The 26,205-nt window shown below is 66.2% G+C and carries 15 protein-coding genes and 1 pseudogene; 5 read left to right on the top strand and 11 right to left on the bottom strand.

Translation table 11 applies throughout. The features are described 5' to 3' along the window. Positions 1 to 16: 16 nt before the first annotated feature. Both gltB and VI234_RS08595 read left to right on the top strand, forming a co-directional pair. Positions 17 to 4,564, top strand: a complete 4,548-nt coding sequence (gene gltB / locus VI234_RS08600; RefSeq protein ID WP_336329756.1) for a glutamate synthase large subunit — start codon at positions 17 to 19, stop codon at positions 4,562 to 4,564. Between the two features lie 76 nt (positions 4,565 to 4,640). Further along, the gene (locus VI234_RS08595; RefSeq protein WP_336329755.1) at positions 4,641 to 5,624 is read left to right on the top strand and encodes an NAD-dependent epimerase/dehydratase family protein; all 984 of its coding nucleotides are present in this window, start codon (positions 4,641 to 4,643) and stop codon (positions 5,622 to 5,624) included. Between the two features lie 3 nt (positions 5,625 to 5,627). Here VI234_RS08595 and VI234_RS08590 read toward each other — a convergent pair whose 3' ends face one another. Together VI234_RS08590 and VI234_RS21285 are read right to left on the bottom strand one after the other, a co-directional pair. Next, complete coding sequence (locus tag VI234_RS08590; protein ID WP_336329754.1) at positions 5,628 to 6,698, bottom strand: TrmB family transcriptional regulator; 1,071 nt, start codon at positions 6,696 to 6,698, stop codon at positions 5,628 to 5,630. Between the two features lie 175 nt (positions 6,699 to 6,873). Next, a pseudogene (locus tag VI234_RS21285) lies at positions 6,874 to 9,467 on the bottom strand (beta-glucosidase family protein). A 142-nt stretch (positions 9,468 to 9,609) separates the two neighbouring features. Here VI234_RS21285 and VI234_RS08575 point away from each other — a divergent pair. Then, the gene (locus VI234_RS08575) at positions 9,610 to 10,668 is read left to right on the top strand and encodes an NAD(P)-dependent glycerol-1-phosphate dehydrogenase (RefSeq protein WP_151146770.1); all 1,059 of its coding nucleotides are present in this window, start codon (positions 9,610 to 9,612) and stop codon (positions 10,666 to 10,668) included. Here VI234_RS08575 and VI234_RS08570 read toward each other — a convergent pair. From VI234_RS08570 to VI234_RS08560, 3 genes are all read right to left on the bottom strand, one after another. Continuing rightward, positions 10,665 to 11,180: an NUDIX domain-containing protein gene (locus VI234_RS08570; RefSeq protein ID WP_336329752.1), complete on the bottom strand. Its 516-nt coding sequence runs from the start codon at positions 11,178 to 11,180 to the stop codon at positions 10,665 to 10,667. The two genes, VI234_RS08575 and VI234_RS08570, sit on opposite strands and share 4 nt — an antisense overlap. Before the next feature lie 120 nt (positions 11,181 to 11,300). Next, entirely contained in the window at positions 11,301 to 13,112 is a 1,812-nt protein-coding gene (locus VI234_RS08565) for a S9 family peptidase (protein ID WP_336329751.1), read from the bottom strand. A 74-nt stretch (positions 13,113 to 13,186) separates the two neighbouring features. After that, a complete protein-coding gene (locus VI234_RS08560; RefSeq protein WP_336329750.1) occupies positions 13,187 to 14,971 on the bottom strand; it encodes a DUF2339 domain-containing protein in 1,785 nt (594 codons plus the stop codon). Between the two features lie 128 nt (positions 14,972 to 15,099). On the opposite strand from VI234_RS08560, the gene VI234_RS08555 reads away from it, so the two are divergent. Then, on the top strand, positions 15,100 to 16,158 hold the full coding sequence (locus VI234_RS08555) for a glycosyltransferase (protein ID WP_336329749.1): 1,059 nt from the start codon (positions 15,100 to 15,102) through the stop codon (positions 16,156 to 16,158). 47 nt (positions 16,159 to 16,205) lie between these two features. Here the strand turns inward: VI234_RS08555 and VI234_RS08550 are convergent, their stop codons facing one another. Further along, positions 16,206 to 17,945: a Na+/H+ antiporter NhaC family protein gene (locus VI234_RS08550; RefSeq protein ID WP_008310198.1), complete on the bottom strand. Its 1,740-nt coding sequence runs from the start codon at positions 17,943 to 17,945 to the stop codon at positions 16,206 to 16,208. 101 nt (positions 17,946 to 18,046) lie between these two features. On the opposite strand from VI234_RS08550, the gene VI234_RS08545 reads away from it, so the two are divergent. Next, positions 18,047 to 19,909, top strand: coding sequence for a DEAD/DEAH box helicase (locus VI234_RS08545; RefSeq protein ID WP_336329748.1), 1,863 nt, complete (start codon positions 18,047 to 18,049; stop codon positions 19,907 to 19,909). Between the two features lie 27 nt (positions 19,910 to 19,936). Here VI234_RS08545 and VI234_RS08540 read toward each other — a convergent pair whose 3' ends face one another. The 5 genes from VI234_RS08540 to VI234_RS08520 all read right to left on the bottom strand — a co-directional run bounded on the left by VI234_RS08540 (position 19,937) and on the right by VI234_RS08520 (position 26,189). Further along, entirely contained in the window at positions 19,937 to 21,430 is a 1,494-nt protein-coding gene (locus VI234_RS08540) for a globin-coupled sensor protein (protein WP_336329747.1), read from the bottom strand. A gap of 203 nt (positions 21,431 to 21,633) precedes the next feature. After that, the gene (locus VI234_RS08535; RefSeq protein ID WP_336329746.1) at positions 21,634 to 22,242 is read right to left on the bottom strand and encodes a class I SAM-dependent methyltransferase; all 609 of its coding nucleotides are present in this window, start codon (positions 22,240 to 22,242) and stop codon (positions 21,634 to 21,636) included. A gap of 66 nt (positions 22,243 to 22,308) precedes the next feature. Further along, positions 22,309 to 24,780, bottom strand: coding sequence for a dihydropteroate synthase (folP, locus tag VI234_RS08530; RefSeq protein ID WP_336329745.1), 2,472 nt, complete (start codon positions 24,778 to 24,780; stop codon positions 22,309 to 22,311). A gap of 116 nt (positions 24,781 to 24,896) precedes the next feature. After that, entirely contained in the window at positions 24,897 to 25,607 is a 711-nt protein-coding gene (locus VI234_RS08525) for a hypothetical protein (RefSeq protein ID WP_008310188.1), read from the bottom strand. A gap of 42 nt (positions 25,608 to 25,649) precedes the next feature. Further along, positions 25,650 to 26,189: a hypothetical protein gene (locus VI234_RS08520; RefSeq protein WP_049942934.1), complete on the bottom strand. Its 540-nt coding sequence runs from the start codon at positions 26,187 to 26,189 to the stop codon at positions 25,650 to 25,652. Positions 26,190 to 26,205: the final 16 nt, after the last annotated feature.

Below are 26,205 nucleotides of genomic sequence, written 5' to 3'. Positions count from 1 at the left end.
CCCAGTCGTGAAACACATGGTTGAGCGACAGACAGGTCTCTCTGCAGGTGACGCCGGGCTTGCAGATCCCACGGACGAACGGTCGAACTGTGGCGTCGGGGTCGTCATGGACCTCGACGGCCAGAGCGACCACTGGGTTGTATCGGACGGACTCGAACTCCTCGACAACCTCGAACATCGAGGGACGACAGGAGCCGAGCAAGATACGGGCGACGGAGCGGGCATCATGCTCCAGATCCCCCACGAGTTTTTCGCTGCCGAAGTCGACGCCGACCTGCCGCCTGCCGGCGAATACGCCGTTGGCACGCTCTTTCTCCCGAAAGACGACGAGGTCGCCGGGAGTCTGAAGGACCTCGTCGAGACGGAACTCGCCGCGGAGGGCCTCGATGTCCTCGACTGGCGCGACGTTCCCACGGACAACAGCGACTTGGGCGCAACGGCGCTCGAATCAGAGCCCGCCATCGTCCAGTTTTTCGTCACCTCCGCGACGGGCGAGACCGGCGACGCCTTCGAGAACCAACTGTATATCGGCCGCCGGTCGCTCGAAAACACCGTCAAGGAAGAGAAACCGCCGGGCCACGAGCGCTTCTACGTCGTCTCGCTCGCCACCGACGTAGTGGTGTACAAAGGCCTGCTCAAGGCCGAACAGCTCGAAGACTACTACCCTGACCTCGAAGACGAGCGGCTGCAGTCCACGTTCGCGATGGTCCACGCCCGCTTCTCGACGAACACGCTGGGCGCGTGGCACCTTGCCCACCCCTACCGCCGTGTCATCCACAACGGCGAGTTCAACACGATTCAGGGGAACATCAACTGGATGCGCGCTCGGGAGACCGACATCCAGAGCGACGAGTTTGAGGGCGACTTAGAGAAGATCAAACCGATCATCGACGATCCCGAGCAGTCAGACACTGCGAGCGTCGACAACGCGCTCGAACTCCTGCTTCAGGGCGGCCGCGACCTCCCCCACGCCCTCCGGATGCTCATCCCCGAAGCCTGGCGCGGCGAGATGAACGACGTGACCGGCGACCGGCGCGACTTCTATGACTACCACGCCTCGCTGGTCGAGCCCTGGGACGGCCCGGCGCTCGTCGCAGCCACCGACGGCGACCGCATCGGTGCCGTGCTGGACCGGAACGGGCTGCGCCCGTGCCGCTACGACGTGCTGGAGGACAACACGCTCGTGATGTCCTCGGAAGCCGGCGCGCTGGAACACGACGCGAGCGAGATTCGGGAACGCGGCCGGCTCCAGCCCGGACAGTGTTTCCTCGCCGACCCCGAAGAGGGGCGTGTCATCCCCGACGAGGAAGTGTTCGACGACATCACGGACGACAAGTACGGCGAGTGGGTCGCCGAGGAACAGGTCGCCCTCGACGAGGTCGCCGACCGCGAAGACAACGAGCCACAGGACCCCGCGGACGCCCTCCGGAGCCACCAGGCCATGTACGGCTACACGTACGACGAGGTCGACCACCTCATCGAGCCGATGGCCGAGAAGGGGAAAGACCCCGTCGGCTCCATGGGCGACGACACGCCGCTGTCGGTCCTCTCGCAGTTCAACCGCCCGCTGTTTACCTACTTCAAGCAGCTGTTCGCCCAGGTGACGAACCCGCCGCTCGACTACATCCGCGAGGAACTGGTCACCTCGCTGGAGTCCCGGCTGGGCTTCCAGCGCAACATGCTCGACGAGAGCCAAGATCACGCCCGCCAACTCGTCCTCGACTCGCCGATCCTCACCGACGAAGAGACGGCGTCGATCAAGGACCTGGACGCGAACGACATGTCCACGAAGGTCATCGACATCACCTACGAGTCGGGTGGCGACCTTCGGCAGGCCGTCGAAGACGTGCGGGCCGAAGCCGACGCCGCTGCCAAAGAGCACGACATCCTTGTGCTCTCGGACCGCGCGGCCAGCGAGGACCGCGTCCCGATTCCCAGCCTGCTGGCCGTCGGTGGCGTCCACCACCACCTCGTCCGCAACGGCCTCCGCAACCACGTCGGCATCGTCGTCGAGTCCGGCGACCCGCGAGCCGTCCATCACTTCGCGACGCTCATCGGCTACGGGGCCGGCGCGGTCAACCCCTACCTGGCCTACCAAACCATCGAGGACTTGGTGGCCGGCCCGGACGGCGCGGACCTCGCCGACGCCATCGACGCCTACATCACCGCCGTCGAGGACGGCCTCCTGAAGACGATGGCCAAGATGGGTATCTCCACGGTCGAGTCCTACCAGGGTGCTCAGATCTTCGAGGCCGTCGGCCTCTCCTCGGACTTCATCGCCGAGTACTTCGAGGGAACGACCTGCCGAACGGAGGGTATCGGCATCGAGGAAATCGAGGACGACCTCTCCCAGCGCCACGAGGTGGCCTGGAGCGAGGAGGAGCCCGACATGCCCCGCCAGGGCGAGTACGAGTTCCGCTCGAACGGCATCCACCACCAGTGGAACCCCAACACGGTCGGCAAGATTCAACAGGCCGTCCGCATGGGCGACTACGACACGTACAAGGAGTTCGCCGAGCTGGTCAACGACCAGAACGAGGAGCTCCAGACGCTGCGCGGCCTGCTCGAGTTCGACTCCGACCGCGAGTCCATCCCCATCGAGGAGGTCGAGCCGGTCGAAGACATCGTCGAGCGCTTCGAGACCGCGGCGATGTCGCTCGGATCGCTGTCGCCCGAGATGCACGAGAACAACGCCATCGCGATGAACCGGCTCGGGGCCAACGCCAACACCGGCGAGGGCGGCGAGCCGCCCGAGCGCTTCGACACCGAAAAGGAGTGTACGACCAAGCAGGTCGCCTCCGGTCGCTTCGGCGTCACCTCGGATTACCTCGCGTCGGCCGACGAGCTCCAGATCAAGATGGCCCAGGGCTCCAAGCCCGGCGAGGGCGGTCACCTGCCCGGCAAGAAGGTCAACGAGATGATCGCCCACGTCCGCTACGCGACGCCGGGCGTCGGCCTGATCTCGCCGCCGCCGCTGCACGACATCTACTCCATCGAGGACCTCAAGCAGCTCATTCACGACCTCAAGGCGTCGAACCCCGAGGCCGACATCAACGTCAAACTGGTCTCCGAGGACGGCATCGGGACCATCGCGGCCGGCGTCGCCAAGGCCAACGCCGACGTGGTCCACATCTCGGGCCACGACGGCGGGACCGGCGCGTCGCCCAAGACCTCGATCAAGAACGCCGGCCTCCCGTGGGAGCTCGGTGTTTCGGAGGCCAACCAGATGCTCCGGGCGACCGGCCTGCGCTCGCGCATCAAGGTGACCACCGACGGCGGCATGAAGACCGGCCGCGACGTGGCCGTGGCCGCCCTGCTCGGTGCCGAGGGGTACACCTTCGGGACCGCTTCGATGGTCACCTCCGGCTGCGTGATGGCCCGACAGTGCCACGAGAACACCTGCCCGGTCGGCATCGCCACGCAGAACGAGAACCTCCGTGAGCGGTTCCCCGGTGAGCCACAGCACGTCGTCAACTACATGACGTTCGTGGCACAGGAACTGCGGGAGATCATGGCCGAACTCGGCTTCGAGACGGTCGACGAGATGATCGGCCGACCGAGCGTGCTGGCACAGCGCGACGACGTGTCCCAGCCGAAGGCCCAGAAGCTCGACCTCTCGGGAGTCATCGCGGAGCCGGCCGACAACGACGGCCGCTACAAGCAGGAGGAACAGACACACGAAGTCGACGAACAGCTCGACTGGGACCTCATCGACGCAGCCGAGGACGCCATCTACGACGGTGATCCGGTCGCTATCGACACCGAGATCAACAACGTCGACCGTGCGGTCGGGGCAACCCTCTCGAACCGCATCTCCCGCGAGCACGGCGGCGACGGCCTCGCGGACGACACTATCCGGGTGGACTTCGACGGCACGGCCGGCCAGTCCTTCGGCGCGTTCCTCGCACAGGGCGTGACGATGGAGCTGACCGGCACGGCCAACGACTACGTCGGCAAGGGCCTCTCCGGCGGGAAGCTGATCCTGAACACGCCGGACAACGCTCCCTTCGACCCGGCGGAGAACATCGTCATCGGCAACGTCGCGCTGTACGGCGCGACCCAGGGCGAAGCCTACGTCAACGGCATGGCCGGCGAGCGCTTCGCCGTCCGCAACTCCGGGGTCAAGGGCGTCGTCGAGGGCGTCGGCGACCACGGCTGTGAGTACATGACCGGCGGCGCTATCGTCGTGCTGGGCGAGACGGGCAAGAACTTCGCGGCCGGGATGTCCGGCGGCGTCGCCTACGTCTACGACCCCGACGGCGAGTTCGCCGAGAAGGCAAACACCGGCATGGTGTCGCTGTCCGACACCCTCGAAGGGAAGGACCGCCAGATGATCACCCGACTCGTCGAGAACCACGCCGCCTACACCGACTCCGACCGCGCGGCGGAACTGCTCGATGACTGGGACGCCGAAGTGGAGCACTTCACGAAGGTGATGCCCGACGCCTACGCCGAGGTCATCGCCGACCGCGAGCGCGACGACGTGCGCAACGAGCCGCCGGCCAAGGCCGCACCGAGTGCCGAAGCCGCCGAAGCCGACTTCGCCGCCTCGACAGACGACTGAGACGATAGCCTCGTCATTGCGGCGGGGAGCCGACTCGGACGTGCCGTTTTTTGATGCCGCCGGGACAGACACAGCTATGGACAGCGTCCTTGTCATCGGCGGCGGCAGGTTCATCGGTCGACACACGGTCACCGAGTTCCGCGACGCGGGCTACGACGTGACGATGCTCACCCGCGGCCAGCGCTCGAATCCGTTCGCGAACTCCGATGTCACTCACATCAAGGGCGACCGGAACGAGCGGGACACACTCGAAACCGCCCGCAAGCAGATCGATCCCGACGTAGTCGTCGACTGCGTAGCGTATTTCCCGCGGGATGTCCGGGTGGCGACCGACGTGTTTGCCGACGTCGACGCGTACGTGTATATCTCAAGTGGCGCGGCCTACGGCGTCGAACGGACGCCCAAGCGGGAGGGAGAGACGCCGCTTGCGGGCTGTACTGCCGAGCAGGCCACAACCGACAGCGCGGAGACCTACGGGCCGCGGAAGGCCGAGGGTGACCGCGAGGTGTTCGCCGCCGCGGAGGACGGTGTGCGTGCGATGAGCGTCCGACCGACAGTCGTGTACGGCCCCCACGACTACACCGAGCGGTTCGCTTACTGGGTCGACCGCGTGGCCGAGTACGACCGAATCGTCGTTCCCAGCGACGGCCTCAGTCTGTGGCAGATGGCCTACGTCGAGGACGTGGCGAGCGCGCTTCGCCTCGTCGCGGAGCGAGGGACGGCCGGCGAGGCGTACAACGTCGGCGACGAGCACGCGCCGACGCTCCGGCAGTGGATCGGTCTGCTCGCCAAGGTCCACGAGACGGACGTCGAGACCATCGGTGTCGGCGAGCGCGAACTCGCGGCGGCGGGACTGGACTCCGACGACTTCCCCATCTACCGCGACTCGCCGCATCTGCTGTCGACGGCGAAGCTCCGTGACCTGGGCTGGTCGTCGACGCCCCACGAGACGGCGCTGGCCGTGACCGTCGCCGAGCATCGGGAGAACGACCGAACCGGCCGGGAGTTCGGCCCGGACCGGGACACGGAAGCGACGCTCATCGACCGCCTGACCGGGTGATCACTACGCCCGGCGGAGCGTCGTGTGCTTGACCTCGTAGTCCTCTAAGAACGCGCCGTATCCGCCGACGGTGATGCGGCCTTGTCCGGTGTCGACGACCAGCGAGTTCTCGAAGCCGAAATCGCTGTTGTGTGGCTCGACGAGATTCTGTCGGATATCGACCACCGTGCCGGATATCACTTCGAAATCGTCATCCGAGCCTGTCGGTCGCGCGTACAGGTCTGCGACGACGGACTTCCCGGCCCGGAGCGCGAGCGTGGTCGTGAACACGACGGGACGGAACATGTCGTACCGGGCCGGAAGCGATGGCGGCCGCGAAACCAGGACCTCTTCGCCTATCGGCCAGTAATTGCCCAGGTAGGAACCAACTAACACCGCCGCGACCGCCTCCTGCGTGAACGTGATCGCGTTCGTCTCGTCGTGGTCCCAACTGAGCATCGTCGACGGCGAGACGAACCCGCGCTGCTGGTCCGTCGCAAGCAACGAGGGCGCGCCGTCGAGGCCGAGACGGACGGCGTTGGCGACCCCTTCCAGTTCAAGTTCTATCGTTGCCGGGTCGTAACTCGACAGCGTCAGGAGCACGAGGATGCCCCGCTTGCGGGCGCGGCGGAGCGTGTCGCGGATATCTGGGAGTCGGCGGGCCGGGACCTGGAGCACGACTTCGCACTCGGCGGCGTCGATGTGTTGTTCCAGCCGTTTGACGATAGTCGGTCTGGATTTGACCACCTCGAAGGCGTTGTCGTCGGACGAGGTGTCCTCGTACCGGGTCTGTACCGCTGCCTCCAGCGTGTCGAGTTCGCGTTTCAGCGCGCCGAATGCCTCCGACGGGGGCGTCGCACGGATGACCGTCGGCGTCCGGTGGTCGTCGACGGTGACGAAGCCGTCCGCGGCCAGCGAATCACAGATGTCGTACACGTAGCTCTTGGAGACCCCTGCCGTCTCGGCCACCGTCCGGGCCGTTGCCGGTCCCGTTTCGACGACGGCGAGGTACGTATCGGCCGCTGTTTCGGAGAGGCCGTACTGCTGGAGTCGGTCCCGGACGGCCGCGTTGGGTTGGCGTGTGGAGTCAGGCATAACTGTCCCGCTCAAACCGTGTTAGCTGGCTTCGTGTCATTGGATCGCTGTTTCAGATAATGTTACTGAGAATATATAATGATTCGTGGGCGTGCGAGCGGGCCGGCGTGTGTCTGTACGTTGTGGTGCTCCAGAGCACGGGGAGCACCAGCAGAGCGGGACCGCGGCGGCCTGGTCAGGAACGCTGCCGAACCTCGTCGAGCAGGTCGACGACGTCTTTCATGGTGGGGTCGCGGCTGGTGTTGTCGCCGTTGCCATTTCCGTTCCCGTTGTTGCCGTTGTTTCCGCTCCCGTTCCCATTGCCCCGACCGGGGTTGCCCCCTGACCCGTTCAGGAGGCCCGGAACGGGGTCCGGTTCGGTGATGCTCGCCGTGTTCTGGACGGTGAGCGTGGTCGTCGGGCCGTCCTGACCGACAGTGAGTTCGTACTCGCCGGCTTCGACGACCTTCGGCCCGACTCCGAGCACGTCACCGGGGACGACTTCCAGCGCCGTCAGGTCAGCGGTCACGTCCACCGTGGCTGACTCGCCGGAATCCAGCGAGACGCGCTCGTAGCCGAGCAGGCGGCGCTTCGGCTGGAGCACCGAGCCGTAGGACTGGGTGTTGAACACCTCGACGATGTGTTCGCCGGGCATGTCGCCGGTGTTCGTCACCTCGACGCCGACGGTCACCTCGGACTGATTGGCCGGGTTGCCGACGGTCGGCTGTGTGACCGAGACGCTCCCGTACTCGAAGTCAGTGTAGGAGAGGCCGTGGCCGTACTCGTAGATCGCAGTGTTGTCCGTCCCGCCCGTCGACGTCGGCTCGTAGCGGTTGTACTGCACGGGCGTCGTGCCGACGTTCTCGGGCCAGCTGAACGGGAGCTTGCCCGAGGGGTTGTACTCGCCGACCATCGTCTCGGCGATGGCGACCCCGCCGTCGCTGCCGGGCTGGCCGGCAAACAGGAGGGCGTCGAGCCGGCTGAACGTCTCCGGGGACCCCCGCGGCGCGCCGGCGAGCATGACGCCGATGATCGGCGTCGAATCGTCGGCGGACGCGACGACGGTGTCCAGAAGCGCTTGCTGGGACTCGTCGAGTACCAGTTCGTCACGGTCGCCGAAGCCCTCGTTGTGGGTTCCCTCGCCGAGAACGACGACGACGGCGTCGGACTCGGGGGCCGCCGATTCGACCTGTGACCGCTGCTCGTCGGTGAAGTCGAAGTTGCCGTTCTCGTCGCTTTGCTGGTTTCGCCGTCGCCCTCTCCGGCCCACCAGGTGGTGTTCTCGTACGAGGTTGGGACGTGCGTGAGACTGCCGACGCGAGCGCCCAGTTCGTCTTCGAGGAGGTTCTGGCGCGGGTACGGGCCGCCGGCGCTGGCCCCCTGCCAGCCGAGCGTCCAGCCGCCGTGTTGCATCAGCGCGCGGGTGTTGTTGCCGTCGCCGTCGACGCCGGGCCCGGTCAGCAGGACGTTCTCGTCGCCGGACAGCGGGAGCGTGTCGTCGTCGTTTTTCAGGAGGACCAGCGACTCCTTTGCCATCGTCTCAGCGGTCTCCTGTGCGCCGCCGAGCACGTTCCCGATGCGGGACTCGTCGACCGTCGGCTGTTCGAACAGGCCGAGGTCAGCCTTCAGTTCAAGACTCCGCCGAACAGCCTCGTCGATGCGCTCCATGGGAATCGCGCCGTCCTCGACGAGTCCGACGACGGTGTCGATGAACTGGACCGGTCCCGGCGCGTCGCCGCCGTTGCCGATCATGTACATGTCGACACCGGCGTTGATGGCCATCTCGGTCGCCGTTTCGAAATCGGGCGCGTAGTCGTGGTTCGTAACCATCCGGTTGAGGTCGTCCCAGTCCGAGACGACCATCCCCTCGTAGCCGTAGGTGTCCCGGAGCAGCGTCGTCAACAGCCAGTGGGAGGCGTGGGCCGGAACTCCGTTTATCGACCCGCTGTTGACCATCACCGTCCCGGGCTCGGACTCCAGTGCCTCCCGGTACGGCGGGAGGATGTTCGTCCGGAGGTCACGCAGCGACGTCGAGGCCGGTGCGCGGTCGTTGCCGTTGTTCGGGACCGAGTAGGCCGCGAAGTGTTTGACACACGCCGTCAGCCGGTCGTCGTCCTCGAGCGCTCGCGCTCGTACCCGTGAGACATCCGCTTCGAGTTTCGGGTCCTCGCTGATGCCCTCGAAGAAGCGCCCCCACCGGGGGTCCCGCTGGAGGTCCGTCGTCGGCGCGAACGTCCAGTGTGCGCCCATCGACGCCGTTGCGTCGCTCGTGTGGCGTTCAGCCTCTGCAATCAGGCTCAGGTCTCGCGTCGCACCCATGTTCAGCCGCTGGGGGAACACCGTTGCCCCCTCCAGCAGGCCGTTCCCGTGTGTCGCGTCGACGCCGTAGAGGAACGGGATGTCGTGGTCGGCGTTCGTCAGGTTGTACTCCTGTAGGGCGTTGATTCCCTGGACTACGGCGTTGGCGTCGAAACTCGGCGGCTCGGCCCCACCGGAGAGGATCGACCCGACGCCGAGTTCGCTGAAGTACTCGCCGACCGTGTCGACCCCGAAGCTGTCGGGGACGTTCGATTCCTCCGGCTCCGCCTCGAAGGAGCTGATCGCGACCTGTGTCATCTGGGCCGCTTTCTGTTCCAGTGTGAGGTCGCCGACGAGCGAATCGACGTCCGGTTGCGCCGCGGCGGTCCCAACACCTGCGCCGGTTGCGGCCGCTGCCGTGGCCACACCGGTCGCTTTCAGAAATGTCCGCCGAGACGCCCGCATACCGTCGTCAGTCGTGTCATGTGGCATGACAGGCACACCCAAACAGTGATGTTAATAATTGTTTTTGGAAAACTGGCGTGTGATTGTTGTCAAAAGATTTCGGTTACCGCACAGTCGGACCGCCAGTTGCACCTAAACTGTTTTCACGCGTGCCCGGAGACAGGCAACCATGTTCGAGAAACGCACCTGGATCCGCCTCCCCCGGAACGTCGTGGTCGGGCACGGCGTCCTCGGCCGGACAATCGAGGCCGTGAGCGAGCTCCACCTGACCGGGCGGCCGCTCATCGTCTCCAGTCCGACGCCGCACAAGGTCGCGGGCGAGAAAGTGGTCGCACAGTTCGAGGACGAGGGGTACGACCCATCCGAGATCGTCATCGAGGAGGCCAGTTTCGACGCCGTCCAGCAGGTCATCGACCACGCGTCGGAGATCGACGCGGGCTTCCTACTGGGCGTCGGCGGCGGGAAAGCCATCGACATCACGAAGATGGCAGCCGACGACCTCGGGCTGGGGTTCGTCTCGGTGCCGACGGCGGCGAGCCACGACGGCATCGTCTCGGGCCGTGGCTCGGTCCCCGAAGGCGATACGCGCCACAGCGTCGCTGCCGAACCACCACTGGCCGTCATCGCCGACACCGAGGTGCTGGCAGAGGCCCCCTGGCGGCTGACGACCGCCGGCTGTGCCGACATCATCTCGAACTACACCGCGGTCCGGGACTGGCAGCTTGCCCACCGCCTGAAAAACGTCCACTACTCCGAGTACGCCGGTGCGCTCTCCCAGATGACTGCCGAGATGCTCGTCGAGAGCGCCGATTCGATAAAACAGGGTCTGGAGGAGTCCTCGTGGATCGTCGTGAAAGCGCTCGTCTCCTCCGGCGTCGCGATGTCCATCGCCGATTCCTCGCGTCCGGCAAGCGGCGCGGAACACCTGTTTTCCCACCAGCTGGACCGGCTCGTCCCCGACGGCGCGCTCCACGGCCATCAGGTCGGTGTCGGCTCGATCATGACCGAGTACCTCCACAGCGGCCAGAAAGGCAAGTGGAAAGACGCCAGAGACGCGCTGGCGGCCATCGGCGCGCCGACGACGGCGGACGAGCTCGGCATCGACGACGAGACAGTGATCGAGGCGCTGACCACGGCCCACCAGATACGGGACCGCTACACGGTGCTCGGCGACGGGATGAGCGAAGAAGCGGCGATAGAAGCAGCAACAGTCACTGGTGTTATCTAAACTAGTTCTGCGACCGCGACATCGCTCGAGTCGTCCCATCGAATCGACGCGTCGGCCCCATCGACCGTCTCGGTGTCATCGCCTTCGAGTGCGGCGCTGTTGACTTCGGCGTCGAACACGATACTGAGTCGATACACCGTCTCGGCGTTCTGGTCTGTCTCGTTTCGCACACCACAGATGGTCGCCCGAACCGCGTCCCGAATGGTACACGAGACGCCGGCTGTTTCGGTGACGACTCGTTCGGCCGCTGCCGCCGGCCGCTCGGCCCCCTGTGTCTGTCCCTGTGGGATCTCCCAGGACCCGTCGGCGTCGCTGAGTAGCACGTCGCCCGACTCGTTGTGGACGAACGCGTGTACATCCACCTGCCCCTCTCGCGAGCGTTCGACAGCGCGCTGGTACCCCTCCGCCCCCACCGAAAAGGTGGTCTGGTCCACCGGCGTCGAGCCGAACTCCTGTTCGAGCCGGGCGAGGCGTTCCTGCACCCGCGCTCGCGAGCGCTCGGCTATCTCCATACGAAACGGTGCTTCGGCAGCGTAATAAATCCGCCTGAACGCTCTCATAGTTTGAAACTACCCTGTGCGCCGGCTGTGATTCCCTGTAATACCGCCCGTCACAGCATTCGGTCGGACCTCTCAGACGTGCTTGTTGAGGAACTCGACGACAGCGGTGTAGGCCTCGATGCGGTTCTCCCGCTTGCTGATGCCATGTCCTTCGTCGTCGAAGACGAGTTTCTCCACGGGAACTCCCCGTTCGGCCGCCTGCTCGGCGATCTGCTCGGCCTCGCCGACTGGAACACGCGGATCGTTGGCCCCGTGGAGGACGAACAGCGGCGCGTCGATGCGGTCGACGTTGTTGATGGGCGAGATGGATTCGAGGAACTCGCGGTCTTCGTCAAGGGAGCCGTACTCGGCCTCGCGGAGTTCGCGTCGCCAGTCACCGGTGTTCTCAAGAAACGTCACGAAGTTGGCGATGCCGACCACGTCGACGCCGGCCGCCCAGAGGTCGGGGTACTCCGTCAGCGCCGCCAGCACCATGAAGCCGCCGTAGGAGCCGCCCATCGCCACGATTTGGTCGGGGTCGACGGCCGGGTGGTCGTGGAGCCAGTCGACGCCGGCCCGCAGGTCCTTCACCGAGTCCAGCCGCTTTTCCACGTCGTCGAGGTGCGTGTAAGCCTTCCCGTAGCCGGTCGACCCGCGGACGTTGGGCTCAAAGACCGCGTAGCCTCGCGAGAGGAAGTACTGGGTCAGGCCCGAGAACGACGGGCGGCGCTGGCTCTCCGGGCCGCCGTGGATGTCGACGATGACGGGCGTGTCGCCGTCAGCACCGGCCCCGTTAGCTGCCCCGTCCGGCAGCGAGAACAGCGCCGGAATCTCTCGCCCGTCGAAGGAGTCGAACCGGACGACCTCTGGCTCGATGAACGTCTCGCGCGGGATGCCGGCCGTCGAAGCGGCCGTCCACTGCTCGCTCTCGCCCGTCTCGGTCTCGACGACGAACACGTTGGTATTGACCCGCCGCCCGGTGACGCTAACGGCGAAACGCTCGGCGTTGGGTCCCCAGGCGACGCCGCCAGCCAGCCCGCCCGGCAGGTCCGGCGTCGGGAACGTCTCGATGGTCGTCGGCCCCGTCAGTTCGCCGACGGTGAGTTCGTTGTAGCCGTCGACGTTGCGCGAGTACACGAGGCGGCCGCTGTCCTCGTCCAGCGCGACGCCGTCGATGTTCCACTGGTCGTCTGAGCGCACGACGTCGAGGTCGCCGTCGAGCGAGAGGCGGGCCAGTTCGAGCGTGTCGCTCTCCGCATCGGTCACGAGATACACCGAATCGCCGTCTGGTCCCCACGACGCACTCGTGTAGCGGACCTTCCCCTCGTGCGGCGTGAGATGGCTGAGGTCCCCGCTGTCGATGTCCAGCACGTAGATGTCCTGGTCGAAACTGGAGTGGGCTTCGCTGACCAGCAGGCGCTCGCCGTCGGGCGAGAACCCGCCCACGGAGAGCCAGCCGTCGCCCTCCCAGACCAGGTCCGCGTCGTCGCCGGTCGCGGCGCGGTCCTGCACGTAGATATCGAACACGGCCTTGTCGCGGCGGTTCGACGCGAAGGCGAAGCGTTCGCCGTCGGGCGACCAGCCGCCCCAGCGGTGCTTCGCGTCGGGCATTCCGGTGAGTTCGTGGACGCGCCCGTCCGCGTCGAGCCGGTACAGCTGCGCCCGCTCGTTGCCGCCCTCGTCCATGCCGAAGACGAGTTCCTGGCGCTCGGGCGAGTAGTCGACGAAACTGACGCTGTCATCGTAGAAGGTCAGCTGCTCGGGCCAGCCGTGGGGCTCGGTGAGCGACCAGAGCTGGGCAACGCCGGTCGTGTTCATCAGGAAAGCGAGCGTCCCGTCCGGCGCGAACGAGCTGCCGTAGGCGCTCCGGACGTTGAGATAGCGCGAAAGGTCGTACGCGGTCACAACCGGAGGGAGGGCAGGGACCGGCAAAACCCTTTGTGGCGGCCGTGGTCTGATTCAGCGGAACGCGGCGGCTGTTACCCAGAAAGCCGCTTGAGCGGCTCCTCACCCTGCCAGCGGGCGTACGCGTACGAAGCGACGAGGAGGATGCCACCCAGCACGAGGAACGAGAGGGTCCGGGCGAGCGTATCGAGCCCCTGCGTATCGTAGAGGAACACCTTGGTTGTCACCAGGCCGAGGACGACGACGCCCTGGAGCCGGCGACTGCGGGCGTCAAACGCGAGGCCAGCCCCAACGAACGCGAGCCCCAGGACGGCCCATGCGACCGATAGCCCGGCCCCCGAAAGCTCCAGTCCCAGGAACACCACCGCGAGCCCGGTCGCTGTCCAGGCGTACGGAGCAGCCATAGAGAGTTCGCGGTCAATGCCGGGAACCGTTGTCGATGCCCCGCCGAACCACCGACCGAGCGCGTAGAAGACCGCGATTCCCAGCAGATAGGCGGCTGGTCGCCCCATCGCGGTCGCCAGCGGGTCCGCGAGCGAGAACGCCGGCAATTCGGTCGCGTCCACGGCGAGCAGTTTGGCGACGGTCCCGACAGCGACGAGGTGCCCGCCGATACGAACTGCCCTCGCGTCGCGGCGGGACCCGACCGTCAGCGCCCCACAGAGCAGGCCGAGAAGTCCGGCGGTCGCAAAGAACGGGTCGGCCGCGAGGACGACGCTGACGGCGAGGAGCACGACGGCAAGCATCCCAGCGGCGCTGTCTTGCTGTCCGAGGCGTGACCCCGTGACGGCGTAGACGCCGACGAGGGCGAGTCCGACTGCGCCGACAGCCACTCCGTCCGGCGCTGTCGGGATGAGTCGACGAACGACGCCTTCCAGCAGGATCGCGGCGAACACGGCATTGAGACCGGTCGTCGCTTCCACCAGTCGGCGGTGCCATCGGTCTGTTCGGTCGCTCGCACGGAGCACGTACACACCAGCGGCGTAGACGGCGAACGTCGCGGTGAGTATGGCGGTGGCAACCGCTTCGGGTGGCTCTAGCCTGTTCATCCAGGCGATGTGGAGCACGTAGGCCGGGACGACGCTGCCGAGGACGAGCCGGCTCCACGGCCGGACGGCTGCGATGGTCACCAGCCCGGCCGTGAGAAGCACGACGTAGGCCGGCGAGACGACGAAGGAACCGGCGTCGAGTCCGACGTAGGCAGTGACGTATCCCAGCAGGAACGCCTCGCCAGCGACGGCCGGCGCGTGGTCCCGCACCGAGACGACCGCTGTGGCGGCCACGAGAGCTGTCAGGACCAGCATGACCACCCACAGCGGCGCTCCGATGGCGGCGCGGTACGATTCGAAGCCGTAGGCCGCGTAGACGCTGAAATACGCGATTGCGAGGCCGGTTCCCGCGACGAGTCGGCCCCACCGGTCGTAGCCCTGCCGCTCGGCGGCGTACCGGCCGCCAGCGAGCAGTATGAGCCCGCCTGCTGTGCCGATTAGCACGCGCCCGAGCGGACCGAGGTAGCCCGCCTCGATGGCCAGGCGGATGAAGAAGACGACGCCGACCACCAGCGCGAGTCCGCCGACCCCGCCGAGCCACTTCATCCCGATGTCGCGCTCCCAGTTCCGCTCGCCGGACGGCGCTCCGCTGTCGGCTGTCTCGCCGGTCGCTGTCCCTGACTCCGAACCGTGTGTGGCCTCCGATCCGGGAGCCGCTGCGTCCGCTTCAGTGGTTGCAGTTTCGTCCCCGGCAGACGGAGGCGGGTCGGTGTCGAGTGCCGATTCCAGGGCGGTGATACGTGTCTGGAGGGCATCGACCTCGGCGCGGAGGTCCCGTACTTCCGCTTCGAGGTCGTCATCATCACTCATACACTGACACGTTGCGCGGTCGCTGTAATAAACATCCAGTCGAACGACAGTTCCGGCGGCCAATCCGCCATCTGTCGCCGTCAACCGCGAACGGGTGGATTTTTGAGCGGCCACGTCGTCGCACCTGTATGCGTGTCGCGGTCGTCGCCATGGAGACGAGTCAGTACCGGGACACAGTGGGCCGGACCCGGCTGGAGCGGGTGGCTACCGAACTCGCCGCTGCCGGCCACGACGTGACCGTGTTCTGTTCGCAGTGGTGGCCGGGGTTCGACAATCAGCGCGAGCGCGACGGCGTCACGTACCGCGCCGTCACCGTCTCGCCGACTGTCCCTTCTTTCTGTGTCCGCCTCCCGGCCATGCTCGCCCGGTTCCGCCCGGACGTCGTCCACGTCCACCCGACGCCGTCGTCGGTCGCACTCGCGGCCAAGACCGGTGCAACGCTGTCTCGCGCCCCGCTTCTCACGGAGTGGTATGGGGACGAAGACGTGCCCGAGAGCCGCCGGGCCGACCTCGCGCTCCGCGCGTCGGACTGTCTCGTCACCCCCTCCGAACTCGTCCGCACGCGGGTCCGAGAGCGGGGAGCGACGGCGGACCAGACCACGGTCCTCCCACAGAGCATCGACATGGACCTCGTCCGGGACGCCGACACGGATGAGGAGATCGACGTGGTGTACGCCCACCGGTTGGACGGCAGCGCGAACGTCGAGTCGCTGCTGCTCGGGCTGGCGGAACTCAGACAGAAGGGCTGGTCGGCGACGATCATCGGCGACGGCCCGGAGCGGGGGTACTACGAACAGGAGGCGGCCGACCTCCGTATCGACGACCGCGTGACCTTCGCTGGCGCGTGCGACATCGAGGAGCGCGTCTCGATCTACAAGGGCGCGCACGTATTCGTCCAGACGGCGTTTCGGGAGTGCTTTGCCACGGATCTCCTCTGGGCGATGGCCTGTGGCTGTATCGGTATCGTGGAGTACCAGGCCGAGTCGTCGGCCCACGAACTCATCGAGCAGCGCGACCGCGCGTTCCGGGTGACGAACCCGCAGGAGATCGCCGACAAAATCGCCGAATCGGCCGACTTCGAGCGCCGGACTGTCGACGAGTCCTGCGCCGAGTTCGACCACGCACAGGTCCGGGCAGAGTACGAGGACCTGTACGAGTCGCGTATCGAGGAGACCGGTCTTTTCTAATCGGAACACCGCTCAGACGCGCTGATGACGCGAACAATCGCCACCAGTCAGTACGGGATGACGCGGAACCCTTCGGGGAGCACCAGCCCGAACACGAGGAACAGCGCGGCCGCGATACCCGCCGCGATGAGAGCGTAAGGCGCTTGGCTCCGGACGTGGACCATGTGGTCGCTGCCGCTCGTCGACGACGCCAGGACGGTCGTGTCGCTGATGGGCGAGGTGTGGTCGCCGAAGATACCGCCGCTGAACACCGCGCCGAGGACGAGCGGGAGGTTCGCGCCCGTCGAGAACGCGAGCGGGATGGCGATTGGGAACATGATGCCGTAGGTCGACCACGACGAGCCATCGGAGAAGCTGACGAACGAGGTCACGAGGAAGACGCCGACCGGGATGATAAACGCCGGGACGCCGCCGAAGACGTTCGTCACGAACGACGAAATACCCAGTATCGTCACCGCGTTCTGGATGGAACTGGCGAACATCAGGATGACAGCCGCGAGGAGGATGCCCTTGAAGCCGACCATCATCGCGTCGGTGGCATCGTCGTTGGACGGGATGTCGCCCTTCCAGCGATACAGCAGGAAGGCGAGGATGAGTGCCGAGAAGGACGCGAGACCCAACTGGACGCCGCCGATGTTGAACGCCCACGGACCGCTCGGGGGCGTGATGAGTTGCCAGCTGCCGAGCTGGAGCAGCGTGGCCCCCATCCCTTCCTTCCCCTTGACGTAGATGACGGGGCTGGCCCGCCAGAACATCGCGCCGAGGCCGACGACGATCATAGTGAGGATGGGCCAGGCGAAGTTCCGCCAGTCCGGCGTCGCGGTCTCTGACACCTCGTACTCGTCCATCTCCGCGGAAATCATCGGGTCGGCGTCGTCGCCGACGACCTTCCCCTCGTTTCTCGCTCGGGATTCCTCCGTCCCCATCCCGTAGATGTTTGGCACGACCTGCCACGCGACGAGTCCCGCGAGACCGAGCGCGATCCAGGAGTAGAAGCCGGTAAACAGCGTGTTGAAAAACAGCGGCCAGACGGCACCGGTCGCCGCGGTGACCTGCTCGCCGCCGGTGTTCACGAAGTTGGTCATGCCCGAGGGCAGCGTCCCCTGCTGCTGTGCCTCGACGAGGCCGCCCCCGATGAAGCCGACCATCGCCGCCCCCCACGTCGAGTAGAACGCGAGCCGGGAGGCCGGCGACCCCGCTGAGTCGACGTAGTAGGCCAGTTTGGCCCGCGAGACGTCGAACTTGTCGGTCAGCGGCCGCATCATCGAGCCGACCACGAGGCAGTTGAAGTAGTCGTCGATGTGGATGGCGATCCCGGCTAGGAACGCGGCCTTCTCGGCGTCTGCGGCGGAGTCGGCCCGCGCCACCAGCGCCTCCAGCACGCCCTGAATCGCCCCGGCTCGGATCATCAGTCCGATCAGCCCGCCGATTGCGAAGATGGCGAGCAGGACGTTCTTGACGTACCACTCCCCGAACAGCGGGGCCGTGGCGATTATCTCCGGCACGAGCTTCAGCCCGAAGATCGCTCCGAGTACGATACCACCGACGCCGACCGTCCAGGGACTGCCGTCCTCGGCCTGTGGCTGGACTGTCGCCACCTCACCGCCAGCGGTGATCAGGTCCGACGGGACCCCGACCGCCTGGGGGTGTAACGCGCCGACCAGCACGCCTGTGATGACGATGCCCACGAACAGCCCGATCAGGGCGTCCCGGGTGTACCAGGCGAGACCGATGGCGACGAGCGCAGGCACGATCGACCACGGTCCAGCCGCGATTCCCTCAACCATGCCGGCAGGTCTAAGTGGCGCTATATTAATGTACGTGTTCGGACCGACGGGGCGGTCGCCCAGACGAAACCCGTTTGAGCGTCGACACCCACCAATCAGTAGTGACAGCCGAGGAGCCAGCCGACCGAGACGACGACTCGGACCTCGCGGAACTCGAACTCGACGCCGTCTACGACGCTATCGACGCCGTCGGCCGTCCACACCTGACGGCGACAGAACTTTCCCGGAAGACGGATCTGACGCCCGACGAGGCGCGGGAAGCACTGGACCGCCTCGCCGACGACGGTGACATCGAGCGCCAGGACGTGTCCGAGGTCGAGTCTGTATGGTATCCGGCAGATATCGCCGAGGTGACCGACCGCGAACGCGTCGTCCTGTTTCCCGACCGCCGCGAAGTCGTTGTCGAACACCCCGATCAGTTCACGCGGGCGCAACTCTCACAGTTCGCGCGCCTGCAGGACACCAACCGTTCGGGCGGCTACGTGTACGAACTCCGCGAGGAGGACATCTGGGCCGCCCCCCACGAGTCCCTTGATGACCTCCTGACGACGATGCGGGACGTGCTGGGCGAGCGCTCGCCCCACCTCGAAGAGTGGGTGACGAGCCAGTGGGAACGCGCCCGGAAGTTCCGCCTGACGACCCACGAGGACGGCTACGTCGTCCTCGAAGCCGAGAGCGACGACCTGATGGGCAACGTCGCCCGGCCGAAACTCGACGACGACCACCTCCGGGCTCCGATTTCGGACTCGGAGTCGTGGGTCAACGAGGACGCCACGGCCGAGATCAAGCGCACGCTGTACGAGGCGGGCTATCCAGTCCGGGACGACCGGAACCTGGAGACCGGCGACGCCATCGAGATGGACCTCCGCCTGCGCCTGCGGGACTACCAGCAGGACTGGGTGGAGCGGTTCACCGAACAGGGCTCGGGCGTGTTCGTCGGCCCGCCCGGGTCGGGCAAGACCGTCGCCGCGATGGGCGCGATGGCCGCCGTCGGCGGCGAGACGCTGATTCTCGTCCCCTCGCGCGAACTCGCGACGCAGTGGCACGACGAACTGGTCCGGCATACCTCGCTGACCGACGACGACATCGGCGAGTACCACGGCGGCGAGAAGAACATCCGGCCGGTCACCATCGCTACCTACCGCACCGCCGGGATGGACCGCCATCGGAAACTGTTCGACCAGCGCAAGTGGGGACTCATCGTCTTCGACGAGGTCCACCACGTCCCGTCGCCCATCCACCGCCGGAGCGCGGACCTCCAGACCAAACACCGCCTGGGCCTGACCGCCACGCCGACCCGAGAGAGCGACGACGAGGAGGAGATATTCACGCTCATCGGCCCGCCAATCGGCACGGACTGGGGGAAACTGTTCGACGAGGGCTACGTGGCCGAACCCGAGGTCGAAATCCGCCTCGTACCGTGGGGCAACGAGACCGAGCAGTCCGAATACAGCTCCACGTCGGGCCACGACCGCCGGCAGGCCGCCGCCAGCAACACCGGGAAAATCGACGAGATACGCTACGCACTGGCCGAGAATCCGGCCGCGAAGGCGCTCGTGTTCATCGAGTACTTAGACCAGGGCGAGGCCATCAGCGAGGCCATCGACGCGCCCTTTATCAGCGGCGAGACGCCACACGCCCGCCGGGAAAAGCTGTTCGACGAGTTCCGCCGCGGCGAACTGAACACGCTGGTCGTCTCCCGCGTCGGCGACGAGGGCATCGACCTGCCGGACGCCGAACTCGCGCTCGTCGCGTCTGGACTGGGCGGGTCCCGTCGGCAGGGCGCACAGCGGGCCGGGCGGACGATGCGCCCCGCCGGCGACGCCCGGATGGTCATTCTCGCGACGCGGGGGACGACAGAAGAGGACTTCGTCCGCCGGCAGATGCGCCACCTCGCTTCCAAGGGCATCCGCGTGACCGAGACGGAGGCCGAGGCCGTCGAGCCGCCCGAAGTCGAGGAGTAAGCCAGACGCGCTGACTGTAGGTCGATCTTATTCCGTGTCGGTATCGAGCCGGCGCGCGGTCTCGGCCACGTCCTGAATCTTCGCCGTCTGTTCTTCGTTCGTCGCCGCGAGGTCGTCCAGTTGTGCCGTCATGTCGTCGATGCCGCTCGACAGTTCGTCGATCATGCTGGCGACCTCCTCGGTCGACGCCGCCTGGTCGTCGGTGGCCGCCGAGACCTCCTGTATGCCCTGTGCTGCCTCGTTGACTGCCGACACGATCTCTTCGAGTTGTTCGGCCGCCGTCTCGACCTGATCGATGCCCTCCGTCACCTGCTCTGTCACGGTTTCGAGGCTCTCGACGGCGTCGACGGTCTCGTCCTGGATCTCCGTGACGGTGTCTTCGATCCGGTTCGCGTGCTCCTGAGAATCCCCGGCGAGCGTCTTGATTTCGTCGGCGACGACGGCGAATCCGTCGCCGGCTTCTCCGGCGCGTGCGGCCTCGATAGACGCGTTCAGAGCGAGCATGTTCGTCTGGTCCGCGATATCGTTTATCACTTCGACGATGTCGTCGATCTCGTCGGCCTGCTCTTGCAGGCCGGCGATGTCCGAGGAAACCGTGTCCACGGCGTCGTCGACGTCGTTCATCATAGCCGCGGCCTGCTGTGCGGCTTCGTTCCCGCGTTCGGCCTTCCGCTCGGCCGACGTGCTGGTACTCGCGACCTCCTCGGCGGTCGAGGCGATCTCCTCGATGGTCGCGCTCATATCCGCGACTTCGCCCGCCACCTCGTCCATCGACTCGGACTGTGTCTCGGCTGTGTCGGTGATTTGCTGGTTCGTCTGGGCGACTTCCTCGGCTGAGGCGCTCAGTTCGTCGATTGGCTGCTGGAGTCCGCTCTCGACCTCCTCCATCAGCGCTTGCTGGTCGTCGATTGCCGATTCCAGGCGCTGGCTGTACGAGTCGATGTAGGTGTCCATCGCCACCTGCTGGTCGAGGTTGAGGAGTTTGAACACGGACAGCGCACGCGACCGCATCTCTTCGAGTGCCTCGTCCCGGGCGGCGTCGCCCGACTGCAAGTCCTCGACGATTGTCCGCAGGAAATGTTCGAAGTAGATGCTGTAGGCCCCGAGATAGATCTTCGGGCCGAGGTCGAGCATGTCGTGAATCTTCCCGATACGGGCCCGGTTCTCGAAGTACTGTCTGTCGTAGGTCCCGGCGACGAGGTCGCGGAGGTACTGCGACTGGGTGTTTTTGAGCTGGTCGACCGACTTGGTGGACCGCCCGAAAATCTCGACGGTTTCGTCGAACGATTCGAGGTGATCGTAGAAGTCGTCGACGACAGATTCGGCCCGGGCGTTCGTCTTCGCCTCCATCGCAGTGAGATTATCGATATCCGACTCGTCAAATCCAGTGAATTCCTTCCGCCAGCGGATCTCTTCGGCGTCCAGTCCGATACGATCGGTAAGCGTTCCGCCGTCGACCCCTTTTCTGTCAGAAGAGTTGATACGCTCTCGGGAGTTCTTACTCCCGTCCCGTAATTCCATGGCGGACCTCCACCGATACAAACCTTATATGTTCGCTCCCGATTCTCATTGTTGAAAGTATTATCGAGGGACACCCCGAATATTACGGGTGGGATGGTGGTATCATACATATTCGTCAGTAATTCGAAACGGAATCTCCCGACCAATCGCGATTCGGACGGTCCTTCTGATACGGCTGCCCGGAGTCTGGGAACGCTGGCGCTCTACCCTTGTGCCTGAAAGATAGCGAAGGTCTCCCCAAGCTCGTCGTCGACCGACTCGGCCGACTCGATGTGAAAGCCGGCGTCAGTCAGCAGGTCAGCGTTACGCTCTCGCCCGTGGAAGCTCCAGGCCATGGCGGTACCGGTGTCCAGCCAGTCGTCGTTGGTACCCTCCCACGGGTCGTCACCGAGTGCGGCCAGCAGTCGTCCCCCGGACCGGAGCACGCGGTTGAATTCCGAGAAGACGGCGGTGTGTTCGGTTTTCGGGACGTGGATGACGGCGTGGTAGGAGACAACAGCGTCGAACGTACCGTCAGCGAACGGGAGCGTCGCCAGGTCACCACGGACCAGTCCGTCGGAGTCGACAGTATCACAAGCGGTACGGAGCTGTTCGGCTGAGATATCCAGTCCGATGGTATCGTGCTGATCGGCGAGAACTTCCATTGCCGGCGTACCCGCACCACAGCCCGCATCGAGGACACGACTACCATCAGGGAGGGCCGTTGCAAGCGATTCGACAAGGGTCCGTTCGCGACCGTTCCCGTCCCGCTTCTCGGCGTAGGTACTCGCAATTTCGTCGTACCCCTCGCGGACAACGTCTCGCTGATCCATACCAGCGGTGCTCGGTGGTGGCGTAAGTGCTTTCGGTCCGGTGGCATTACGGACAAACAGCGCCGCTCAGTCCTCGAATTTCTCCGGGTTCTGAGCTGCCTCAGCGACCCGAACCGCGGCAACGTTCTCCGGGACGTCGTGGACGCGAACGATGTCGGCCCCCCGTTCGGCCGCCAGCGTTGTCCCGGCGATAGTCGCCTCAAGACAGTCGCCCGCTTCCTGCCCGACCAGTCCGAACAGCGACTTGTGGGAGTGGCCGACCAGGACGGGACAGCCGAGTGCCTCGAACTCCGGGAGGCGGTCGAGCAGTTCGAAGCTCTCCGTGGCAGATTTCCCGAAGCCGATGCCCGGGTCGACGATGATCTGCTCGCGGTCGAGTCCGACCTTTTCGGCGAGCAGGACGCGCTCTGTCAGTTGGTCGATGCAGTCCTGCACCACGTCGTCGTAGTGGATGTCGCTGTCGGGGTCGACCGGCGTCTCGATGGAGTGCATCACGACCACCGGCACGTCGTACTCGGCAGCGACGAGGCGCATCTCGGGGTCTTCGAGGCCGGACACGTCGTTCAGGATGTCTGCCCCGGCGTCGAGTGCCGCCCGCGCGACAGGGGCCTTCCGCGTGTCGACGGAGATGGCGACGTCCAGCTCCGAAAGCGCCTCGATGACCGGCACCACGCGGTCGATCTCCTCCTCGACCGGGACCGGTTCGGCACCGGGCCGGGTCGACTCCCCGCCGATGTCGAGAATGTCCGCGCCGTCCTCGACCATTTGCTCAGCGCGGGCGACAGCGTCCTCAACGGCGTTGTACTCGCCGCCGTCGTGGAAGGAGTCCGGCGTGATGTTGCAGATACCCATGACGGCCGTCCCGTCGTCCCAGGGATACGCTGCCGACGTGTCGGGCTCGGACTGTTGGATGGACAGCGCCGCCCGCAGTTCGTCGGCGAACGACGCGAGCCCGTAGGGCTGGCCGTCCAGCTTCTCCGCGAGGCGCTTGTACTGGGCCATCGTCGCCATCATGACCACGTCGAGGGACTCCTCGTCCTGGTCGTTCAGGCCGGAAATCGCACACTCGCCGCCCAGGGACAGCAGTTCCTCCTTGAGGTACTGGGCCTGTCGCGGCTGGACGCGGGTGCGCAGGACGCGGTGGACGCCCTTCCCCCGCATCCGCCAGGCCCCGGTGTCGGTGACGTGGGCGCTCTCGATAGTCTCGCGGGCCTCGGCCAGCGAGTCGACCTGCTTGGGGACCAGCGAGCGCGACCAGCCGGTCCGGGCCTCCCGGACGGCGTACAGCGACCCGGTCACGAGGACTGCATCACCGGAGTCCGCGGCGTCGAGTGCGATATCGAGCGCCCCGGAGACGTCGCTTCGCGTCTCGATGGTGGCGTCGGTCGTGTTCTCCACCGCGGTCGCGACGACGTGGTGGGACTCGGCCCGGTCGACGTTGGGCTGGCAAGCGACGACGTGGTCAGGGCCCGGTAACGCCGCGGCGATACGCTCGTGGTCCTTGTCGACCATCGCGCCGATGACGACGTGGAGGTCGTCGTAGTCGAACGAGGACAGCGTCTCCGCGGTGCGCTCGATGCTCCCGGGGTTGTGTGCCCCGTCAAGGACGACCAGCGGCGACTCGTTCATCACCTCGAACCGACCGGGCCAGTGAGCGTTTCGGAGTCCGCGTTCGAGGTCCGTCTGCGAGACGTCCGCGACCTGACGGCACAGCGTGGCCGCGATTCCGGCGTTCTGTGCCTGATGAGCGCCCAGCAGCGGGAGGGAGGTATCGACGCTCCAGTCGGGGCCGTCGACCGAGACCGCCCCCTCCAGGCCTTCACGACCGCCGTAGCTCACGGATATATCGGCCTCGCTCTCGGACGGGTTCTGGTCTGTCTCGACGGCGCTCCCGACGGTCACGACATCGTCGGTGAACTCGCGGACGGCCGCGAGCGCGTCGCCTGTCGTCCCGGTCACCAGCGGATTGCCGTCCGGGGCGACGTGGGCCTTGTCGTGGGCGATTTCCTCGACGGTATCGCCGAGGATGTGGGTGTGTTCGAGCGTCACGGACGTGACGGCGCTTGCGACCGGGTCGACCACGCTCGTGGCGTCGTATCGGCCGCCGATACCGACCTCCAGCACTGCAACGTCTACGTCCTGGCGGTCGAACTCCCACAGCGCCATCGCAGTCATCGTCTCGAAAAAGGTAGGCGAATCGTTGGCCGCGCCCTGTTCGGTCACGTACGCCTGAACCGATTCGACGAACTCGACGAGCGCGGCCTCGGAGAGCTTCCTTCCGTTGATCCGGATCCGCTCGCGCACGTCGTCGAGATGCGGGGACGTGTACAGTCCGACATCGAGGCCGGCCTCCCGCAACGTTCGTTCGACCATTCGCGCGGTTGACCCCTTCCCGTTGGACCCCGCAATCTGGACGCAGCGAAGCCCCTCCTGTGGGTCACCGAGCGACGATAGCAGGTCCTGCGTGGCAGCAGTACCGGGTCGCGAGGCGAACCGGCGCAACTCGAAGAGGAAGTTCGCGGCCTCGTGGAACTCCATGGTCGGGCTATCGGAGCCGTTCGCTTTAGCCTGTCGGACTGTTACGTGTGTCCGCCGCGAAGACGCCACGAACAGCCCGCGTAGCCAACTGGTCCCCCACTGACCTGCCGGCGAAATTACGGCTGGTCGCTGCGGTCGCGCGTGGCCCACCGACCGAGCGCGCTCGACAGAATCAGGAACGCGGCACCCAGCAGCGGTGCCGGGTCGATCTTCGCCTCCGGTCGCTCGTCCGTATCCGTCTCAGCGGGCTCCGTCTCCGCTTGCTCCAGAGTGTCCGTCTCGGTCTCTGACTTGGGAGCGCCAGATAGCTCCGAACCCGTCTCAGTGTCTTGCTGTCGGGACTCGGACTCAGTCTGTGGCATCTCTGCGGCCAGCGACGTTTCCTGCGCCTCCGGAGTCGGCGTTTCGTCGACATCTTCCACTACGGTTGTCGGCTCGAACTCCGTCTCGGCCGGTGATGGCGTGTCAACGCTCGGTTCAGCCGGTGGTGGCGTCTCGTCCGGACGTTCCGTGGCCCATTCCGACGCGTCCCCGGCGGTGCTCCCGGCATCGGTTCCGTCGGCGTTGCGGCGGCGGTACCACCAGAGCCCGGCCGTTGCCGCGCCGAGCGCGATGAGGGACAGCCCCGTGCCGAGGAGTCCCCACTGTCGCCACAGCGACTTGAGGCGGTCCGTTAGACCCGGGCCGGAATCCTCGGCTCCGTCCGGCCCCGCTGGTGATGGGACAGCAGCGTCGTCGTCGGCAACGGCGACGCCGGGAACGGCGTCGAGCGCCGAGGCGACAGCGTCCCGCTCCACCTCGACTTCGAGAAACGTGGGTGCGTCCATACGCGACCCGTCGTCGGGCGACTATGTAAAACCCGCTCAGTGCTATTCCCGGGCCGGTTCGTACTCGGCGTCGGTCGCCGCGGTCCGCGACAGGTCGGTCTCCATGTCGACGGCGTCCAGCAGTTCAGAATCCGGGTTCTCTGACTCGCCGAGAAGCGCCTGCAGTTCCCGCTCGTACTCGGCCTCGGAGAGGTCCCCCTCGACGTACCGGCGCGTCAACGCCTCGTGTCGCTCCTCAACTGTCGGCTCCGGCGGTGCGAACACGTCGGAGAGGCCGAGCGACGCGAGCGGTGGCACGACTGATTCGAGACGGGTGAGCCCACCAGCGACGCGCTGGCTCTTCGGCACCGACGCCCGCCGGGCCAGCGCACGGACCAGCGCGACCGAGAAGACGATGTCTACGCCCACTAGGAGCAATGTGCCAAGCAGGAACCCGGCGAAGGTCTCGATGACCGCGCCGCCGCCGAGAAGCGCCCCGACTGTCGCGACGACACCGACGATTCCCAGCCCGACAGCCCCCAGCGTCGTCAGAACGACGGCGGCAAACAGAAGCAGCAGCCGGTTATCTCTCACCCAGTTCACACCAACGATAGCCGGA

The sequence above is a fragment of the Haloarcula sp. CGMCC 1.2071 genome, assembly GCF_037078445.1.
Taxonomy (GTDB): domain Archaea; phylum Halobacteriota; class Halobacteria; order Halobacteriales; family Haloarculaceae; genus Haloarcula; species Haloarcula amylolytica.
Note: the sequence above shows the minus strand (reverse complement) of the source record. Positions and strands in the feature narration are given on the sequence as shown.

What these genes read in the sequence shown, in the direction of transcription:
- VI234_RS08595 (WP_336329755.1), top strand. Translation starts at nt 4,641, where the DNA reads ATGGACAGCGTCCTTGTCATCGGCGGCGGCAGGTTCATCGGTCGACAC.
- VI234_RS08570 (WP_336329752.1), bottom strand. Translation starts at nt 11,180, where the DNA reads ATGGAGATAGCCGAGCGCTCGCGAGCGCGGGTGCAGGAACGCCTCGCC.
- VI234_RS08540 (WP_336329747.1), bottom strand. Translation starts at nt 21,430, where the DNA reads ATGGAATTACGGGACGGGAGTAAGAACTCCCGAGAGCGTATCAACTCT.
- VI234_RS08535 (WP_336329746.1), bottom strand. Translation starts at nt 22,242, where the DNA reads ATGGATCAGCGAGACGTTGTCCGCGAGGGGTACGACGAAATTGCGAGT.
- VI234_RS08575 (WP_151146770.1), top strand. Translation starts at nt 9,610, where the DNA reads ATGTTCGAGAAACGCACCTGGATCCGCCTCCCCCGGAACGTCGTGGTC.
- folP (WP_336329745.1), bottom strand. Translation starts at nt 24,780, where the DNA reads ATGGAGTTCCACGAGGCCGCGAACTTCCTCTTCGAGTTGCGCCGGTTC.
- VI234_RS08590 (WP_336329754.1), bottom strand. Translation starts at nt 6,698, where the DNA reads ATGCCTGACTCCACACGCCAACCCAACGCGGCCGTCCGGGACCGACTC.
- gltB (WP_336329756.1), top strand. Translation starts at nt 17, where the DNA reads ATGGTTGAGCGACAGACAGGTCTCTCTGCAGGTGACGCCGGGCTTGCA.
- VI234_RS08550 (WP_008310198.1), bottom strand. Translation starts at nt 17,945, where the DNA reads ATGGTTGAGGGAATCGCGGCTGGACCGTGGTCGATCGTGCCTGCGCTC.
- VI234_RS08525 (WP_008310188.1), bottom strand. Translation starts at nt 25,607, where the DNA reads ATGGACGCACCCACGTTTCTCGAAGTCGAGGTGGAGCGGGACGCTGTC.
- VI234_RS08555 (WP_336329749.1), top strand. Translation starts at nt 15,100, where the DNA reads ATGCGTGTCGCGGTCGTCGCCATGGAGACGAGTCAGTACCGGGACACA.
- VI234_RS08560 (WP_336329750.1), bottom strand. Translation starts at nt 14,971, where the DNA reads ATGAGTGATGATGACGACCTCGAAGCGGAAGTACGGGACCTCCGCGCC.